Source organism: Cryobacterium sp. N19 (genome assembly GCF_002929595.1).
Lineage (GTDB): Bacteria > Actinomycetota > Actinomycetes > Actinomycetales > Microbacteriaceae > Cryobacterium > Cryobacterium flavum.
Genome location: NZ_PJJR01000051.1, coordinates 153,424 through 171,205 on the forward strand (window position 1 = coordinate 153,424; position 17,782 = coordinate 171,205).

13 protein-coding genes are annotated in these 17,782 nt (G+C 66.2%); 4 read left to right on the forward strand and 9 right to left on the reverse strand.

The genetic code is table 11. From position 1 onward, the window contains the following. Positions 1–112 precede the first annotated feature (112 nt). A complete protein-coding gene (locus CXY78_RS12360; protein WP_104089573.1) occupies positions 113–1,618 on the reverse strand; it encodes an APC family permease in 1,506 nt (501 codons plus the stop codon). A gap of 204 nt (positions 1,619–1,822) precedes the next feature. After that, positions 1,823–2,788: a helix-turn-helix domain-containing protein gene (locus CXY78_RS12365; RefSeq protein WP_092339507.1), complete on the reverse strand. Its 966-nt coding sequence runs from the start codon at positions 2,786–2,788 to the stop codon at positions 1,823–1,825. 244 nt (positions 2,789–3,032) lie between these two features. On the opposite strand from CXY78_RS12365, the gene CXY78_RS12370 reads away from it, so the two are divergent. Then, positions 3,033–3,251, forward strand: a complete 219-nt coding sequence (locus tag CXY78_RS12370; protein ID WP_092339249.1) for a hypothetical protein — start codon at positions 3,033–3,035, stop codon at positions 3,249–3,251. A 126-nt stretch (positions 3,252–3,377) separates the two neighbouring features. Here CXY78_RS12370 and CXY78_RS12375 read toward each other — a convergent pair whose 3' ends face one another. Next, positions 3,378–3,974 (reverse strand): TetR/AcrR family transcriptional regulator, encoded by a 597-nt coding sequence (locus CXY78_RS12375; RefSeq protein WP_104089574.1) that lies wholly within the window; start codon positions 3,972–3,974, stop codon positions 3,378–3,380. 161 nt (positions 3,975–4,135) lie between these two features. On the opposite strand from CXY78_RS12375, the gene CXY78_RS12380 reads away from it, so the two are divergent. Beyond that, positions 4,136–6,049, forward strand: coding sequence for a primary-amine oxidase (locus CXY78_RS12380; protein WP_104089576.1), 1,914 nt, complete (start codon positions 4,136–4,138; stop codon positions 6,047–6,049). A gap of 116 nt (positions 6,050–6,165) precedes the next feature. Here CXY78_RS12380 and CXY78_RS12385 read toward each other — a convergent pair whose 3' ends face one another. The 3 genes from CXY78_RS12385 to CXY78_RS12395 all read right to left on the reverse strand — a co-directional run bounded on the left by CXY78_RS12385 (position 6,166) and on the right by CXY78_RS12395 (position 9,660). After that, a complete protein-coding gene (locus CXY78_RS12385) occupies positions 6,166–8,373 on the reverse strand; it encodes an HAD-IC family P-type ATPase (protein ID WP_104089577.1) in 2,208 nt (735 codons plus the stop codon). 103 nt (positions 8,374–8,476) lie between these two features. After that, positions 8,477–9,064, reverse strand: a complete 588-nt coding sequence (locus CXY78_RS22125; protein ID WP_338061542.1) for a multicopper oxidase domain-containing protein — start codon at positions 9,062–9,064, stop codon at positions 8,477–8,479. Next, positions 9,064–9,660: a DUF305 domain-containing protein gene (locus CXY78_RS12395; protein ID WP_233197353.1), complete on the reverse strand. Its 597-nt coding sequence runs from the start codon at positions 9,658–9,660 to the stop codon at positions 9,064–9,066. Before CXY78_RS12395 ends, CXY78_RS22125 begins: the two co-directional genes overlap by 1 nt. Positions 9,661–9,940: 280 nt before the next feature. On the opposite strand from CXY78_RS12395, the gene CXY78_RS12400 reads away from it, so the two are divergent. Together CXY78_RS12400 and CXY78_RS12405 are read left to right on the forward strand one after the other, a co-directional pair. Further along, positions 9,941–11,278 carry a DUF445 domain-containing protein gene (locus CXY78_RS12400; protein WP_104089579.1) on the forward strand — a complete coding sequence of 446 codons (1,338 nt, stop codon included), beginning with the start codon at positions 9,941–9,943 and terminating at the stop codon, positions 11,276–11,278. A gap of 68 nt (positions 11,279–11,346) precedes the next feature. Beyond that, entirely contained in the window at positions 11,347–12,624 is a 1,278-nt protein-coding gene (locus CXY78_RS12405) for a GAF domain-containing protein (RefSeq protein WP_104089581.1), read from the forward strand. Here CXY78_RS12405 and CXY78_RS12410 read toward each other — a convergent pair. Genes CXY78_RS12410 through CXY78_RS12420 form a run of 3 tightly spaced genes read right to left on the reverse strand, consistent with a single transcriptional unit; the run spans position 12,609 to position 17,742 of the window. Then, entirely contained in the window at positions 12,609–16,727 is a 4,119-nt protein-coding gene (locus CXY78_RS12410) for a LamG domain-containing protein (RefSeq protein WP_104089582.1), read from the reverse strand. The genes CXY78_RS12405 and CXY78_RS12410 overlap by 16 nt on opposite strands. After that, positions 16,724–17,257, reverse strand: a complete 534-nt coding sequence (locus tag CXY78_RS12415; RefSeq protein ID WP_140425703.1) for a hypothetical protein — start codon at positions 17,255–17,257, stop codon at positions 16,724–16,726. The genes CXY78_RS12410 and CXY78_RS12415 overlap by 4 nt, the downstream gene beginning before the upstream one ends. Beyond that, positions 17,254–17,742: a hypothetical protein gene (locus CXY78_RS12420; protein WP_104089585.1), complete on the reverse strand. Its 489-nt coding sequence runs from the start codon at positions 17,740–17,742 to the stop codon at positions 17,254–17,256. Before CXY78_RS12420 ends, CXY78_RS12415 begins: the two co-directional genes overlap by 4 nt. Between the last annotated feature and the right edge of the window lie 40 nt (positions 17,743–17,782).

Below are 17,782 nucleotides of genomic sequence, written 5' to 3' on the forward strand. Positions count from 1 at the left end.
CGATTCGCGGGACACCTCGCGCACGGCTCGGCGCGCGGCCAGGAATCCGTTCCACCAACGACGAGTGCCTGCGGCTCGAAGGCCGCAGGCACTCACCAAGTGGATGTCGCAGCTAGGACAGCACGTCCCGCACCAGATCATCGTTCTCGTGGTTGCGCAGCCGGGAGAAGATATAGCCGCCGATCAGCAACGCGAACGGCAGAGCCACGAGCACCCAGCCGATGGTGCTGAGGCCCCAGGAGGTGGTGGTCGGGTCAACGCCGTCGGCCACGGTGCCGGCGAGCAGTCCGAAGTGGCTCATCAACAGGTATTCGCCGAGCAGCAGGCCGAACGTGGCGAGAACCGGGGCGATCACCGTCTGGAAGATATTCTCGGTGCCTTTGTTGCGGCGGAAATACGCGATGATCGCGATGCTGACCAGAATCTCGATAAGTACGATGGCGATCACCGAGAGCCCGCTGAACCAGTAGAACAGGTTGAGTACCGGGTCGAGCTGGAACACCGCGAACACCACGAGCACGACGCCGGTGATGACGGACGTGACGAGCGACGCCGTGCTCGGCGCGCCGCGACCGTTGACCGTGCTGAGCGGCCCCGGCAGCGCGCCGCCGCGACCGAGCGCGAACAGGTAGCGGCTCGCGGCGTTTTGAAAGGCGAGCAGCCCGGCGAACAGGCTCGACAGCACGAGGATGCTCATGAGCGTCGCCATCCACGGGCCCACGTATTGGGTCGCGAGTGCGAACAGCACTGCGGCCGGGTCTGCCAAAGGAACGCCCGCGACGGTCGAGAGTTCGACGGTCTTCTCAACCACGGTCGATGCGCCCATGCCGGTCACCATAGCGAAGGCGGTCAGGCCGAACAGAACGGTGATGACGACGACGGCGAGGTAGGTGGCGCGGGGAACGACGGTCTTCGGGTCCTTGGATTCTTCGCCGTAGATGGCGGTGGCCTCGAAGCCGATGAAGGAGGCGAAGGCGAACGCGAAGGCGATGCCGGCCGAGCCGGCCAGGCCGCCGGCAACGATGGCGGCGGGGTTGAACGAGGCCCAGAAGTTAATTCCTTCCGGCCCGCCGTCGAGCAGGATGGCGACCGCGGTGACCACGAGCGCGGTCAGTTCGAGCAGCATGAGCACGCCGAGCACCTTGGCGCCGACGTCGACGCTGAGCAGGGAGAGCAGGGTCACGATGCCCCAGGAGATGAGCGACCAGGCCCACCAGGGGAGCACGCCCACCTGGCCGGCTATGAGGGCGCCGAAGAATCCGTAGATGGCCAGCTGCACGGCAAGGTAGGCGAGAATTGACACGAACGCCGATGCGGTGCCGAGGTGGCGACCCAGGCCCCGGCCAATGTAGGCGAAGAACGCACCGGCATTGGTGACGCGCTGGCTCATCGCGGCGTAGCCGACGCTGAACACCAGCAGGGTGAGTCCGACAACCACGTAGGCGCCGGGGGCCGCCGCGCCATTGCCGAGCACGATCGCCACGGGCACCGCGCCGGTCATGCCCACGAGGGGCGCCGCGGCCGCGACCACGAAGAAGACGATGCCGAGAACGCCGAGTCGGCCCTTGTGCAGGGCCGTTTCCGGTGCTGTCGCCTGGTCGGGCTTGGTCTGGGTCATGGCTACTCCTCGTTGAGTAAGAGGTCGGGTGCGGAAACGGATGCACGCTCCATCCGCTTCACCTGTGGCTATCAGCGTGGCAATCTCTGGGCCAAACCGTTTGCCATTTGCGGCACCGCAGTTGTCGAATTGCGCATGCTGTGACGGTTGCCTGCCGTCGAGGCGCACGCCGACGAAGCGTGCCGCGCGACCGCGAAAGCGGGCTCAGACGCGACGGTAGGTGCTCGGCGTTTCGCCGAAAGCCGTGCGAAAGATGCGGCTGAAGTGCGCGGCGTCGACGAAGCCCCAGCGAGCGGCGATGGTGCCCACCGAGCGGTCTCCAAGAATGGGGTCGCGCAGGTCGCGGCGGCAGTGCTCCAGCCGGCGGGTGCGGATCCAGCTCGCCACGGTGTTGTCGGCCTCGTGAAAAACGTTGTGCAGGTGCCGGGTCGAGATGAAGTGGGCGCTCGCGATGCTCGCCGGGCACAGCTCCGGGTCGCCCAGGTGGGCATCCACATACGAGCGGATGCGCCCCAGCAGGTCGCCGTGCGCCCCCGCCACCGGGTCGCGGCGCAGGTTCAGTTCGCTCTCGAACATGGTCGCGATCAGGTCGACGGCGTTGTAGGCGAGGCGGTGCCCACTCGCGCCGGAAAGCACGTCGAGGTTTTCCGCGAGCTGCACCATGAATGGGCTGATCAGGCGGCCGAGTCCGGCGTCGCCGGGCAGCCGCACGGCGGTGAGCTGGCCCACCGAATCAGCCGGCAGGTCGAGTACGTCGTGCGGAAACATGAGCACGAGAGTGCGAAAGTCCTTCTCGAACTCGAGCGTGTATGGCCGGTTGGTGTCGTACACGGCCAGGTCGCCGGGGCGCAGGGTGGCCTCGCGGTTGTCCTGCACGAGCAAGCCGGTGCCGGTCAGTTGCAGGTTCAGCTTGAAATACTGTCGAGTGGATGCCGCGATCAGCGACGGTGTGCGAATCACCTGGTGCCCGTTGGCGGTGACCTCGACGATGGAGAGCTCGTCGAGCACGCGCGAGCGCAAGGTGCCGTGAAAGCTACGGGAGGCACTGCGCACCTCGAGCGGAACGAATGACTGCGACACGAGGGTGCGCCACTGCGAGAAGGAGTCGGCGATGGCGCACTGCACTCGGTCGGTTGGGGCGGTCAGCGGAACGGTGTCCTCGGGTGGCATGGTGCTCGTGCCTGCGGCGCCCGTTACCGAGTTCACAACCGTCATCGTCACGAGCAGCTCCTTCGCCGGGTCCTGACCAGATCGGCCCTCTGGGGGAGTTTCATGATCGTCTGGAGCCAATGTAGTCCTGCACGGCTCCCTTGTCATTTTTTTTCGACACTCGGCGAAAATAGATCTGCACGCAGATCGACGGAACTGGCTAGTATCCGGAGAGTGATTGACCGGTCGCGAGTGGAGCGAAAAAATGGATGACGATGCTCGCTTGGCCGCTGCTCAGCTGATCCGTAATCGAGTCGGGTGGGTATCTCTGGCCGCCGCCGCCCTGTTCGCCGTGTTCGGCGTGGTCTTCGACCAGGGCGCACTCCTGGCGTTGTCGGCTGCCTGCGGTTCCGCTTTCCTGTGGACTCTGCTTCCGGTGCGGGTCTCACGGTCCCAATCGAAGGATGACGCGCCCACACAGTGAGCCTGGCCCGTCGTTGGCGCTGCCAACGGCTGCGCGCGCGGCTGCCCGTTTCGGGCGCTCTCATGAGCGTCGGGCGCGCCCATCCGCTTGCGCGGGCAGCTTGTGGCAACCGAGCAACCCAGAGCGCTAATCTCCGGTCGAAAGCAGGTGCAGGTAGCCGTCGAGCTGGGCCACGAGCTGTTCCGGGGCGTGCTCGTCGGGGGAGAGCGCAGCGGTGATCTGCGCGCCGAGCAGCACGTTCAGGAGGTGACCCACGACATCCGTGTCGGTAGGAGCCGTGTGCATCTCGCCGGCTGCGCGTGCCTCGGCCAAGTGCCCGAGCAGCGCGAGGCGCCACTGCAGCATCGACTCATCGTGCAGCTGCGCCTTGGCCGCATTGGTCAGCGCCTTCTGCCAGAACGGAATCACGATGCGCGCCTCGCTCACACGCGTCTCATCGAGCGGAAGAATTTCGTGACAGAAGGCGCGCACGGCGGCCAGCCCGGTCAGGCCAGCGGCCCCGCGCTCGATGCGCAGGTTGGTCTGGCTGAACACGTGCCCGAAGGCGAAGGTGAGCAGGTCGTCCTTGGTGCCGAAGTAGGGTTTGAGTGCGCCGTTGGCGAATCCGGCCTCGGTGGCGATCTCGCGCAGGGTCGCGCCCTCGATGCCGTGCCGGGCGATGATGCGCCAGGTGGCATTGACCAGCTCGACGCGACGCTGGTCGTGATCGACGACTTTCGGCATTGGCCCTCTTCTGGTGGTGCGGTTAGAGCTGGGAGCATCAGCTTGTCAGAAAGATTCTCGAAAGGCTTGCCAGCAGCAGCGCTGACCATTTATATTCTACAACCATAGGAAATAAATCCCCGGAGCTGCAACCGCCGGGCCGATCCAGGAAATGAGACGCAATGCTCACCGCCGAGACTGCCGACATCGTCACCGACTTTGCACTTCCCACCGCGCAGGAACTGCAAACCGTGCGCACGATTCTGGCCGACGCCGGCCTGTTCGGCGACAGTCTTCGGGTTGCCTATCTCGGCCTGCTCGACCCGCCGCGAGGTGCCACCGAGATCAACCGTCGCTTTCGGGTCTTTCTGCACGACGTGTCCGGCGCAGCCCCCACCGACGTGATCGTCTCGGCGACCCACGGCACCGTCGAGTCCCGCGTCACCCTCGACACCGCGCTCACCGGTGAACTGCCCGTGCTCGAGGAAGAATTCGGCGCCGTCGAAGACCTCCTCACAACGGATGCCCGCTGGCTGGCCGCACTCGCAGCCCGCGGCCTCGACGTGGCCACCGTGCGCGTCGCTCCCCTCTCCGCGGGGGTATTCGAATACCCGAACGAGAAGGGCCGCCGCATTCTGCGCGGCCTCGCCTTCGTGCAGAACTTTCCGGAGGACAGCGCCTGGGCCCACCCGATCGACGGCCTCGTCGCCTACGTCGACATCGTCGCGAAGACCGTGGACCAGGTGCTCGACTTCGGCGTCGTTCCCATCCCCGCCGAACACGGCAACTTCACCGATCCCGCCCTCACCGGCCCGCTGCGCGAAACGCTCAAGCCGATCAGTATCACCCAGCCCGATGGCGTGAGCTTTACCGTCACCGGCGGCAACCACATCGAGTGGGAGAAATGGAGCCTCGACGTGGGTTTCGACGTGCGGGAGGGCGTCGTGCTGCACAACATCGGCTTTCGCGACGGCGCGAAGACACGCTCCATCATCCGTCGTGCGTCGATCGCGGAGATGGTCGTGCCGTATGGCGATCCGGCCCCCGTGCGGTCCTGGCAGAACTACTTCGACACCGGCGAATACCTCGTCGGCCAGTACGCCAACTCGCTCGAACTCGGCTGCGACTGCCTCGGCGAGATTACCTACCTGAGCCCGGTCATCACCGACGGCTTCGGCAACCCGCGCGAGATTCGCAACGGTATCTGCATGCACGAAGAGGATTGGAGCATCCTCGCCAAGCACAGCGATTTGTGGAGCGGCATCGAATACACCCGCCGCAACCGCCGCTTCGTCATCAGCTTCTTCACCACCGTCGGCAACTACGACTACGGCTTCTACTGGTACCTCTACCTCGACGGCACCATCGAATTCGAGGCGAAGGCCACCGGCGTCGTCTTCACGAGCGCCTACGCCGGCAAGGGCTATCCCTACGCCTCCGAAATCGCTCCCGGTCTCGGCGCCCCCTTTCACCAGCACCTGTTCAGCGCCCGCCTCGACATGGCCCTCGACGGCGACACCAACCGGGTCGAAGAAGAAGACGTCGTGCGCGTTCCGATAGGCCCCGGCAACGAGCGCGGCAACGCCTTCACCCGCCAGCGCACCGTGCTCGCCACCGAGCTCGAGGGCGTCAGACAAGCGGATGCCGCCATCGGCCGCACCTGGCACGTCTCCAACCCCAATTCCCTCAATCGCCTCGGCGAACCCGTCGCGTACAAGCTGCACCCGCAGGGGCTGCCCGTGCTGCTGGCCGACCCGGAGTCGTCGGTGGCCCAGCGCGCGGCGTTCGCCACCAAGGGCCTCTGGGTCACCCGCTTCGCCGAAGACGAACGCTATCCCACCGGTGACTTCGTCAACCAGCACGCCGGCGGCGCCGGGCTGCCCGCCTACATTGCGGCCGACCGAGCGATCGACGGCGAGGACATCGTGCTCTGGCATACCTTCGGCCTCACCCACTTTCCGCGGGTCGAGGACTGGCCGATCATGCCGGTCGACACCGTGGGCTTCAAGCTGCGCCCCGACGGCTTCTTCGACCGCAGCCCCGTGCTGGACGTCCCCGCTAACGTGCCCCCGGCATCCGGTGGTCACTGCCACTGACCCGTGTCGCGCACGTCGCATTGCGGACGGGGCCCAGGCCCCGTCCAGGGGCCCAGTTTATAAACTGGGCCCCTGACCATAAGGTGGGCCCGGTGAGCGGATGCGTCAGCGCGGCGCTACCGCGCCTGCACACTCGCCTCGGGCCGCAGGTCGAGACGGCGCAGCAGCTGCGCGTTCAGCGCCACTACCACCGTCGACACCGACATGAGCAGCGCCCCGATCTCCATCGGCAGCACGAACCCGATCGGGGCGAGCACGCCCGCAGCGAGCGGAACCGACAGCAGGTTGTAGCCGGCCGCCCACCACAGGTTCTGCTTCATCTTGCGGTAGCTCGCCCGCGACAACTCGATGACCGAGAGCACCGAACGCGGGTCGTCGCTCGCGAGAATGACGCCGGCCGACGCGATCGCCACGTCGGTTCCGGCGCCGATCGCGATGCCGACATCGGCCTGCGCGAGCGCTGGGGCATCGTTCACCCCGTCGCCGACCATGGCCACGCGGCGGCCCTCGTGTTGCAGCTCGGCTACCTTACGCGCCTTGTCTTCCGGATGCACCCCCGCGAACACCCGGTCGATGCCGAGCTCGGCGGCCACGGACTGGGCGACCGCTTCGGCGTCGCCGGTGATCATGACCACCTCGATATCCAGCCGGTGCAGCGCGTCCACGGCCTGCCGCGACTCTTCGCGAATCTCGTCGGCCAGACCGATCGCGCCCACGACCACGCCATCGCGCAGCACGTGCAGAATGATCGCGCCCTGACGCTGCCAGGCCACGGTCTCAGGCAGCGGCCGGGCTCCGTGTTCGTCGAGCATGCTCGGACCGCCGACGCTCACGCTGTGCCCGTCGACCAGACCGGTCACCCCGACCGCCGCGGCAGTGTGAAACTCGGTCGCGCGCGGCACGGTCAGCTCGCGGTTTCGCGCCGCCGTGACGATAGCACGGGCAAGCGGATGCTCGCTGTCACCCTCCACGGCCGCCGCCCACGCGAGAACGTCGTCGGCGGTGATCGGTGTCGAGACCGATCGTGAAGTGGCGGCTGAATCCGAACCCGAAGCAGAACCCCGGGCCGACGTGCCCGCCTCGACCGAACCCGGGCCAGCCGAATCTGCGTCAGTCTGCGCGGCCTGAGCCGTGGCATCCGCTTCGCTGCTCGCGACCTGGTCGGCAACAGCAACGTGACTGACCGTGGGCTCGCCCTTGGTGAGCGTGCCGGTCTTGTCGAACAGCACCGACGTGACCTGGCGCATGCTCTCGAGGGCCAGGCGATCCTTGATCAGCACGCCGCCCTTCGCGGCGCGTTCGGTCGCGATCGACACCACGAGCGGAATCGCCAGCCCGAGCGCGTGCGGGCAGGCGATGACGAGCACGGTGATGGTGCGCACGACGGCATCCTGCGGCTGGCCGAGCGCGGTCCAGACGATCGCCGTGAGCACTCCCGAGCCGAGCGCGAACCAGAACAGCCAGCCAGCGGCGCGATCGGCGATGCGCTGCGCCCGCGACGACGAGTTCTGCGCCTCGCTGACCAGACGCTGGATTCCGGCCAGCGCCGTGTCGTCGCCGACCGCCGTGACCCGCACGCGCAGGGCGGAATCGGTCGCGACCGTGCCGGCCACGACCTGGTCGCCGACCGAGCGCTGAACCGGCCGCGATTCGCCGGTGATCATCGATTCGTCGACGTCGGCCGTTCCCTCGGTGACTTGGCCGTCGGCCGGCACTCGCCCGCCCGGACGCACCACGACGAGGTCACCGAGCACCAGATCGCTCGGCGAGATCAAGACGATCTCGTCGCCCTCGACCCGCTCGGCCTCATCGGGCAGCAGGGCGGCGAGCGATTCCAGGGCAGTGGAGGTCTGCGCCAGCGACCGCATTTCGATCCAGTGGCCGAGCAGCATGATCACGATCAGCAGGGCCAGTTCCCACCAGAAGTCGAGCTCGCCGTCGATGAGGCCGAGACTCGCGCCCCAGGAGGCGAGGAACGCGACCGTGATCGCGAGCGCGATCAGCAGCATCATGCCGGGTTTACGGGCCTTCAGCTCGCTGACCGCGCCGGTGAGAAAGGGGCGGCCGCCCCAGACGTACATGACGGTGCCGAGCACAGGAGAGATCCACATAATTCCGGCGATATCGGGCACGGCGTAGCCGACGAGCCCCGAGAACATGTGGCTGAACCCCACGACGGGCAGCGAGATGACCAGCATGGTCCAGAACAGGCGCCGGAACTGCCCGACATGGTCGCCGTGGCCGCCGTGGTTCATGGCTCCGTGGTTCATGGCCCCGTGGTCCATCATTTCGTGATCCGTGCTGCCAAGGTCGGGCTGCGTCATGTCATTCCTCGATGCCGATTCTCTCGATAATGCAACTTATACCCCCCAAGGGTATACCCACAGGGGGCCGAACGCACACGCTAACGGGATTCGACGACGCCCATCATGCCGGTGTCCTCTGGTCGAGAATGTGGCAGTGGTAGCCCGTGCGACCGCCGAAGTCGTCGAACGCGATGCGCACCCGCACTTGGCCGAGCGGCGGAACGTTCACCACGTCCTGCCAGACGGCTGCCGACACCGCCCGTGCGTTCTGCTCCACGATCTGCACCGGCCAGACGTGCAGGTGCACCGGATGCGCCATTCCGCTGTCGTTGCGCAGTGTCCACTCCTCAACGCTGCCCGACGCCACAGTCAGGTCGACCCGGTCGCCCGAGAAAACCTGCCCGTTGATCGTGGGCGTCATCATGCCGCCGCCCATTCCCGACCCCATTCCCATGGCGAACACCAACTCGCGCCGGGCCGTCACGGTCGAAGGGCGCAGGTGAACTCGAACGGGTGCGGCATCCAATTTCACCGTGAGTTCACCGGCCGAGCTGGACAGTTCCTTCGGCTGCACGAACTCGGGCCCGCCCGACGCGCCGCCCGAACCGTCGGGCCACAGCTGCCACGCCGCCCCCGCCCCGATGGCGGTTGCGGCCAGGCCGAGGCCCCCAATGGTCAATACCCGACGACGGCTCACCGTGACGGTCACTAGCGTGCGGCGAGCAGGTCGTTCATCACGGCGATCTCGCCGGTCTGCGAGCTCACGATCGCCTCGGCCAGGGCGAGCGCGTCGGCGTTCTCCCCATCGTTCAGCTCGGCCCTGGCCATCGCGATCGCGCCCTCGTGGTGCATGATCATCTGGGTCAGGTAGAGCGCTCCGGCATCCGCTCCCGAGGCGTCCTGCAGCTCCATCATGTCGTCGTCGCTCATCATGCCGCCGGTGCCGTGGTCCATCCCGGCCATGCCGTCCTCGGTGGCATCCCAGTCGCTGAGCCAGCCCTGCATCGTTTCGATCTCGGGCGCCTGCGCGGCCTTGATCTGTGTCGCCAGATCGACGACGTCCTGGTCGACGCCGTCTTTGGTGAGCAGGTCATCGCTCATCTCAACGGCCTGTTCGTGGTGCGGAATCATCTGCTGCGCGAACATCACGTCGTCACTTTTGAAAGCGGATGCCGCCGTGCTCGGGGCGGCCTCGGGGGAGGCGGAGTGCATGGCCAGCACGCTCAGCACCAGGGCGGCCAGGGCCAGAAGCGCGAGCAGCGCGGTGCGCCGGTGCGAAACGGAGGCTGCAACACCAGCTTTCACGCTCAGATCACCTCCGTCGACGCATGCGATGCGGTCCGAGCGAATCGCATACCCCCTCAGAGTATCGGTCCGGCGCTCCCCACCGAGCCGTGAGTTCGTGACCGCGGCGTTCGTCGAGCCGTGAGTTTGTGATGTCTCACGACATCGTGGGCAGTTGATGTCTCAGGTCATCGTGGGTGGTTTGGCGAGGAACCCACGCACGAACACCTCGGGCACGGCCTCGAACACGCCGCGCCCAAATGTGCACCCGCGCAGCCCCGCAATCGGGCAGGCTTGAGCCATGGCGCAGAGCAGAACCCCGGGCAACGAACAAGTCGCCCCCGACCAGACCTCGGGCGCGACAACAGAAACCGCGTCCCCCGCAGAATCTCCGAACGACCAGGCACGCCGTACCGCCCTGAGAAGCATGAAGCGCCTCGCGGCCGGGCTGCTCGCCCTCATGGCCGTCATCTTCACGGTGTCGTTCGCCCTGCAGGAGAGCTACCCCTGGCTCGAATACGTACGCGCCGCCGCCGAGGGTGGCATGGTCGGCGCGATCGCGGACTGGTTCGCCGTGACCGCCCTGTTTCGCTACCCGCTGGGGCTAAAAATCCCGCACACCAACATCATCGCCAACCGCAAAGACGAGATCGGTGCGAGCCTCGGCGAATTCGTTGAGACCAATTTTCTTTCCGAAACCGTCATTCGCGGCAAACTCGAATCCATGCAGCCGTCCCGCCGCCTCGGCGCCTGGCTCACCACTACATCCAACGCCGAACGCCTCACCGACGAGCTCGCCGTCGCCGGCCAGGGCCTGCTCAACCTGCTCGGCGACGACGCCATCAAGAACCTCATTGAATCCGTCGCGCGCGAACACCTGGTGAAGCCCGAGTGGGGCCCGAGCCTGGGCAAGGTGGGGGAGCGCCTCGTCACGAGCGGGCAGCAGCACGCGGCCGTCGACCTGCTGCTCGACCGCGCCGACGGCTGGTTGCGCGCCCATCCCGAGGCGTTCGGGCGCGTGGTGTCGCAGCGGCTGCCGACGTGGCTGCCCGGCTTCGTCGACAAACTCGTCGACGACAAGGCCTACCGGGAGGTGCTTGCGTTTGTGGCGTCCGCGCGAAACGACCGCAGGCATCCGGTGCGCAAAGCCCTCGACGAGTACCTCAGCGAGGTCATGCACGACCTGCAATATGAATCAGCCATGATCGCCAAAGTCGAAAATCTCAAGGACGAGATTCTCGACAATGCCAAGCTGCGGGAGTTCGCCGGCGACACCTGGGAGGCCATCAAGGCTTCCCTCACTCAGGCCCTCGACGACTCGACCAGCGCGCTGCGGGTCGGCATCCGCTCGACGCTCGAAGACGTCGGTCGCCGCCTCACAACGGATGCTGCCCTCGGCTTGCGCATCGACCGCTGGCTCGCCGACACCGCCAGCTACATCGTCGCGAACTATCGGCACGAGATCGCCGGAGTGATCACCGAAACCGTGGAGCGCTGGCCGGCCGCGGAGACGGCCGCGAAGATCGAACTGCAGGTGGGTCGCGACCTGCAGTTCATCCGCATCAACGGAACCGTGGTCGGCGCCCTCGCTGGCCTGGGCATTTTCACCCTCGCAAACGCGGTGGCTGGGCTGGTTTAGGCCCCCCAGCCCGCGAATTAGCTGAAAATGAGCCTTGTGGTATTCGGGGATCCCCCATTCGGGGCAGAATGAATTTTCCTGCTGTTCCCGAAAGGCACCAAATTCACGATCTCACCCGGTGGGTACTCCGCCCGCTCATGCGCGTGTGGGCGGCATCTGCCGAACGCCAAGACCGCCATCTGCCCCGTCCGAGCGACGCCCCGCAGGCCCACGCGCCAGGAATCGACAGCGATCGCGTGCTGATCCTGGGCTGCGGGCCAGCGGTCGGCTGGGGCGTGTTGAGCCATCAGATTGCCCTGCCCGGCTCGCTCGCCCGGGAGCTGTCCGTGCGTACCGGTCGAGGCGTCGACATCGACCTCGTGGCCACCCGCACGATGACCGCGGAATCCGCCCTGGCCGCCGTGGTCGGCACCCGGCTCGGCCGCTTCGATGCGGTCGTGGTGACGCTGGGCATCAACGAGGCGCTCGACCTGACGAGCAAGCCGGAGTGGCACGAGCGGCTCCTGCACCTGCTACGGGTGTTGGAACGCGAAACGTCGCGCAGCACCAAGATTTTTCTCCTCGGCATTCCCCCCATTCGCAGCATTGAGATCTTCAACCGCTCGCTCGGTTCGATCGCCGATCGGTCGGCTGCCGACCTCAACGAGATCAGCGCCCGGCTCGCCGCCGAAGCTCCGCGCACGACCTTCGTCCCGTTTTCGCCGAGCGCGACGATCACCCCTGACCGCCATCGCACTGCCGCCGACTACCGACTCTGGGCGGTGCTGCTGGCCAGTGCCATGGCCGACAGCCTCGACTCGGTACGCCTCGGCATTACGCGTCGCGGTGATGCCGGCCAAGCGGATGCCTTGGGGCGCGAGCGCGCCCGGCAGGCCGCCGTTGACGGCCTGGGTATCGGCCCAGCACCAGAGGCCCGATTCGATGAAATCGTCGCGCTCGCCCAGCGACTCTTCGACACCCAGGCGGCGGTGATCAGCGTCATCGATCGTGATCGGCACTGGCACAAGGCCCGGGTGGGAGTTGAGGGCACCGAGATTCCGCGGGCCGACTCGTTCTGCGCGCACACCATTCAGGGTGCGGGCGCGCTCGTGGTCGAAGACGCCCGCAACGATCACCGTTTCCACGGTAACCCGCTGGTCTTGGCCGATTCGGGCATCCGCTTTTATGCCGGTTTTCCGATCGAATCGCCGTCGGGGGAGCGCATTGGCGCCCTGTGCGTCTTCGACTCCGCGCCTCGCCTCCTGGCTGAGGTGGACCAGGTCTTGCTGCGCGAGCTCGCGCTGTTGGTGCAGCGGAAACTGCGGGAGCCGTCGCCGGTCGTCAGCTCGGACTACCGCGCGGCGTAGTGTGCGCTCACCTGGGCAGCGGTGAGAACGGTGTTGTAGAAGGCGACCTCGTCCAGACTGCCGGTGAAGTAGTTCGTGCGCGTTTGGAGACTCCCCAGTGTGATGGCGGTGGGTGCAGTGAGAGCGGTGGTGTGGGCCGTCGCTGTACCCACCGCTGCGCCGTTGACGTAGAGCACGAGAGCACCGGTCGAGATATTGCGCGTGAAGACGACGTGAGTCCAGGCGCCGTAGTAGGTCGAGCCCGACACGATCGAGGTGTCGTTGCCATTCTGCCCGCCACCGACCCCGGCGACCACTTTGCCGGCGCACAGCGACACTCCAAAGTCGTAGGCTGCGCCATTAACTTCAGCATCGACAAGGCCGGCCCCCTGCCACCAGGAGTCGCACGGTGAACCGAAGACCTGACTCGACTTAAACCAGAACTCGATCGACATGCTTCCGCTGATGTTTCGGGTAACGCTCCCGTATTGATACGCCGATGCGTTGAACGTGACCGCGGTGTCGCCCGCAATCGCAGAGTCGGTGACTCCGCGTGTCGGCGAGAGATAGTAGGTACCCGGGCTGCTTCCCTTGCTGTCGGCGATCGTCGTCGATGTCGATGTCGACGCGTCGCCCAGGCGGTAATAGTCGAGGAGTCCCGTTGTGCCCGAGACGGTCGTGAAGTAGCTCGACGTCACCTTGAGCACACTGCCGCTGGCCGCGATGACCGTGTTGCCCACATTATCGGCCACGACGTACTGGTACCGGTAGCAGTTCCCGCCGGACACGGTGTCTGAAACCGGGGTCGAACCGGGGTTCGTTCCGTTGGTGATCGTCGCGAATGTTGAGTACGCGCCGCAGGTCGATCCGGTCAGCGCAGCGGATGCCCGTTGCAGCAGGCGCGTGCTGAGACCGGCACCAAAATCCGTACCCGTCGTAAAACCAATACTGGTCGTCGAGCTGGTGATCGTCCCGTTCGGAGGCGTGACGGTGCCGCCACTCGGCGCGGTGTTGTCGGGCGTCAGCGTGAAGGCGGCGCTGGCCGAGGTGAGCGAAGCGTTGTTTGTGGCGGTCACACTACCCACGCTGCCCGACGGGGTACCGGTCCACGAATAGGTGTTCACGCCGGTCGTTCCGCCGCCGCTCGAGGTCCAATTGGCGCCGGGGGCGGTGAAGTTGTAGGCCTTGATCCCGGAGATGGTGTCGGTGGCGCTTGCCGTGGCGGTGAATGATCCCGAGGTCTGGCCCGACCGGTAGTAGACGGTACCGGTCGTGGAACTCCAATAGCTGTTGGTCGAAGCGGATGCCGCAAAAGACGAAAAGGTCGGCGTTGACGGCGCCGTGCTGTCGACCTTCACAACCGCGCTCGTATACGTGGTGGAGTTGCCGCTGGTATCGAGCACGACGTAGCGATACTGGTAGCAGCCAGGGGACGTGACCGTGTCGGTTACGGTTCCCGCCGGGTCGGTCGCGACGACGGAGAAACTGCCCATCGTGCCGCAGCTGCCGTCGGCGGTGCCGGACGACGACAACGTGGCCGTCGCGCGGTCGAGGTGGGCGCCGGAAGCCAGCCCACCGACATCCGTTCCCGGGTTGAGGGTGAGGCTGAGCGAAGTGGACGTGGAATACGCCGAGCCAGTGCCGGTGAGGCCGATAATTGCCGCCGACCCGCCGGACGGTCCGGTGATATCTGCCGCCGGCGAGTTTCCGAGCTGGTAGTGATTGCTGACGATAGCGGCGCTCAGTGCGGCACCGTAAACGGAGATTTCGTCGAGGGTGCCGGCGAAGTAGTTGGTGCCCGTTTGCAGGCGTCCGATGTTGATGTTGAACGGGCTGGCCAACGAGGCCGCGGTGCCAGACGAGGATGTCACGCTGACGCCGTCGACGTACAACACGAGCACATTCGACGCCCGGGTGAGCACGACATGGTGCCAGGCATTGTTGTCGTATCCGCCGGAGGCGCTCTTGACCGTGGTCGTGCCGGTTCCGGCCAGAACATAGCCGTCCGCGCAGAGGGAAATTCCAAATCCGTGCGGGGCGAGTGCTGACGAAGCATCGACCAGGCCGGCGCCCTGCGACCAGGCCGTGCATCCGCTGCCGAGGCCCTGCGTCGATTTGAACCACAGTTCAACCGAGAAGGCCGAGCTAACCGAGTTGGCGATTGAACCGTAGTTGGTCGTGCCGTTGAAGGAGGCTGCCGTGTTTATTCCCCCGCGGGACGCGTCGATACCGGCCGCGCCGAGAGACGGACCGCTGAGGTAGTCACCGACATTTGTGCCGACGCTCGGTACGATTCGGGGGTAGGTGAGGGGGACGACCTCGAAGTGGTCGAGCTGCAGCCCCGTGGACGTGGTCTTGGTCGCCCGGTTATCGGGAATCCCATCGATGAAGCCGGCGACTCCGCTCGAAGTTATCGGCGACGAGGCATCCGTGTAGCTCGCCTTCAATACACCGTTGACGTAGAGGTTGAGTGCCGTTGAACTCGTGCCGCTGACCTCCAGCCGCAGGCGGTAGGTCTCACCAACGACCAGTGCCGACTGGGCAGTGCTCGTGGCGGAGGACGGAAGCGTGTAATTTCCGCCGGAGGCTTCGGCGATTCGCCAGGCACCGCTGCCATCGGCGTTGCCGAACCAACCGCCCGCATACAGGTTGTAACTGGAGATATTCATTCGGCCGACCAGCCCAATCACATCGCCGGCCAGCGTACTGGCGCTGTAGAGATCGGCTTCGACGGCGTAGTTCGCACTCGTTGGGGAGGTGGGCAGGTAGTTCAGGGAATAGCCGGTGCCAACCCGCATGGCACGACCGCCCAGAATCCGGCTGTCGGTGCTGTCGAGTTCCGCCCACTGCACGGACTGCTCGTTCAGGTGATTCTTCAGATACCCGGCCGGGCCGGTGAAGGAATCCGACGACGACCCGGTGCCCGCAGCCTCGCCCAAACGCCACTGGCCGACAATTCCCGTAGTCGCTGCCACGGCTCCGGCGTAGTCGATCATGGCCACGTTCGAGCTCGTGAATGTCGCGGTGTTGCCGACCCGGTCGGTCACGACGTACTGGTAGATATAGCAGAGGTCGGCAGCGACGCTGTTGTCGGTGTAGCTCGTGGTCGGCACGGAGCTGCTGATATTCACCCAGGCGCCGTAGCTGCCGCACACGCCGCCACTCAGTGACGACTGCTTGCGCTGGAGCTGCTGGGTCGCCACACCGGAGCCGGTATCGGTGCCGGCGTAGCCGATAGAGACCGACCGTCCGGATTGGTAGCCGGCGGTGTAAGCCGGAGTGCCCCCGGTCGGGACAGACGCGTCGTTGAAGTAGATCAGCGTAGTCGGCGTGGTGTTGGTGGACACGTCGCGGCCGGTCACCGTCTCCGTTGGCGCGCTCGTCGTCCCGGCCGCCCAGGTGAACGCCGCCGACACGTAGGGTCCGCTGGTCGGCGTCGACACCGTGCTCGGGGTGTGGCTCCAGCCGGTGCTGGTGCCACCGAGGGCTGCGGTAGAGCTTGAGGCCGGGCCGCTGCCGACATCCGTTACCGAGTTCGTCAGCGTGAACGAACCGGGCGCGGCGCCGCGATAGTAGATTGTGCTGCCTGATTTGTAGGCGTTGGCGGTGCCAGACGACAGGGCAAGCCAGTTCACGGGCGCCGTTGTTTCGACGACGACAATATTGCTTTTCGCGCTCGCCGCGCCCTTCCAGTCTGTGGCGAACAGGGCAGTGACCCGGTACGACCAGGAGCCGGCCGGAACACCCGTTTCGGTGCAGCTTGTGGCGGTGATGGTGCCGGTGCAGCTCTGCATTGATTGTGCGTTCGTGCCCGTGGAATCAAACCGGCTCACGCTGTAGCCGCTCACGGCCGTGGTGCCGTCGGCCAGCGTCGACGCCGCCCAGGTCACGGTGACCGTGCTGCTTGCGGAGCTCGCGGTGGGGGTCGGGCCGGCGTTGACACTGCTGGCAGCGGATGCCCCGCTGCTGCCCGCGACGGATCCCGCGCTCCAATAGGCCCACGCCACACCGCTGGCCATGGCGAAGGCGAGCGGCACAGCGATCAGCCGACGCACCATGCGCCACCATCGGGTGCGGGTGGACGGCGCGTTGTAGAGCGGCCTACGGTGGCGGGCCTGCGTCATGATCCGGCCACCAGATAGACCGTGAAGCTCGCGCCCTGGCAAGCGGATGCCGCCCCCGCGCTCATCGCGAAGGCGTTCGGCAGCGAGATGGCAAGCGAGCCCGGCACCGCATTGGCCTGGGCCGGAACGTTCCAACCGGCAGTGCCATTGGTCTGCACGGAATAGCTCAGGGCGCTGGTCGCGCACGCCGAGTGAGCGCTATCGGCGACGATGGCGCTGGAACCTCGACTGGTGTCGAGAGAGATCGACCCGATGTGCGTCACAAAGTCGTTGGGGTTTGTGGCCCGCAAAACGACGGTTGTGGCGCTGCCCGGGTAGAGCGTTGCGGCGGGGGTCGCGTAGCGGAGCGTGACGGGCAGTGTCGTGCCGGCCGCGGCTGTGCCGTTTCCCCGGCCCGATGCTGACCAAAGCGAATATGCCACGCCGCCGAGGCTCATAGCGATCATGAAGAACACCCCGGCGAGGATCATCTCCTTGGGAATTCTGCGCCGCACCTGTTTCGGAAGCTGCGGAAGGGTGTACGGGCTCACAGTAGGGTCGCCGCTCCGGTGGCCGAGTAGTTCAGGGTGATCAGTGCACCCTTGCAGCCGTCCTGGTTGGTCTCGGAACTGCGCATGCCCACGCGCGGCCAGCTTGCCCGGGGTAGGTCGAGCTCGCTGAGAGCGCGCGTGAGGTGGGCGGGAATCGTCAGGGCGGCCGCCAGGGTGGTCTGCGATACCTCGAAATCACCCGCCGTGCACGGATGGTCGGCATCCGCATTCGGTGCATCGACGCCGTCGATGAGCACCCGCAGATCGATCACGTCAAGGTTGAAGTGGTGCGGATTGTCGAACTCGAGGTCGATCGGAACCAAAATACCCGGGCTCAACGGCCCGATCACGGTGGCGTGCGCATTGATGTCGAGCTCCGAACTCGCAATGCTGAAGCCGGGCGAGTACACCCAGAAAACGACCGTCCCCGTGGCGACGACGAGGGCGCTGCCGAGTACGAAGCGGTTGCGCGCGGCGGCACTCATCGTGAATTCCTCGGTCTGGCAGTGAATAAAAGTCGGCGCA

Excerpts from the sequence above, each read along its gene's own strand:
- CXY78_RS12360 (WP_104089573.1), bottom strand. The coding sequence starts at position 1,618 with ATGACCCAGACCAAGCCCGACCAGGCGACAGCACCGGAAACGGCCCTG.
- CXY78_RS12365 (WP_092339507.1), bottom strand. The coding sequence starts at position 2,788 with ATGCCACCCGAGGACACCGTTCCGCTGACCGCCCCAACCGACCGAGTG.
- CXY78_RS12370 (WP_092339249.1), top strand. The coding sequence starts at position 3,033 with ATGGATGACGATGCTCGCTTGGCCGCTGCTCAGCTGATCCGTAATCGA.
- CXY78_RS12375 (WP_104089574.1), bottom strand. The coding sequence starts at position 3,974 with ATGCCGAAAGTCGTCGATCACGACCAGCGTCGCGTCGAGCTGGTCAAT.
- CXY78_RS12380 (WP_104089576.1), top strand. The coding sequence starts at position 4,136 with ATGCTCACCGCCGAGACTGCCGACATCGTCACCGACTTTGCACTTCCC.
- CXY78_RS12385 (WP_104089577.1), bottom strand. The coding sequence starts at position 8,373 with ATGACGCAGCCCGACCTTGGCAGCACGGATCACGAAATGATGGACCAC.
- CXY78_RS12400 (WP_104089579.1), top strand. The coding sequence starts at position 9,941 with ATGGCGCAGAGCAGAACCCCGGGCAACGAACAAGTCGCCCCCGACCAG.
- CXY78_RS12405 (WP_104089581.1), top strand. The coding sequence starts at position 11,347 with ATGAATTTTCCTGCTGTTCCCGAAAGGCACCAAATTCACGATCTCACC.
- CXY78_RS12410 (WP_104089582.1), bottom strand. The coding sequence starts at position 16,727 with ATGACGCAGGCCCGCCACCGTAGGCCGCTCTACAACGCGCCGTCCACC.
- CXY78_RS12420 (WP_104089585.1), bottom strand. The coding sequence starts at position 17,742 with ATGAGTGCCGCCGCGCGCAACCGCTTCGTACTCGGCAGCGCCCTCGTC.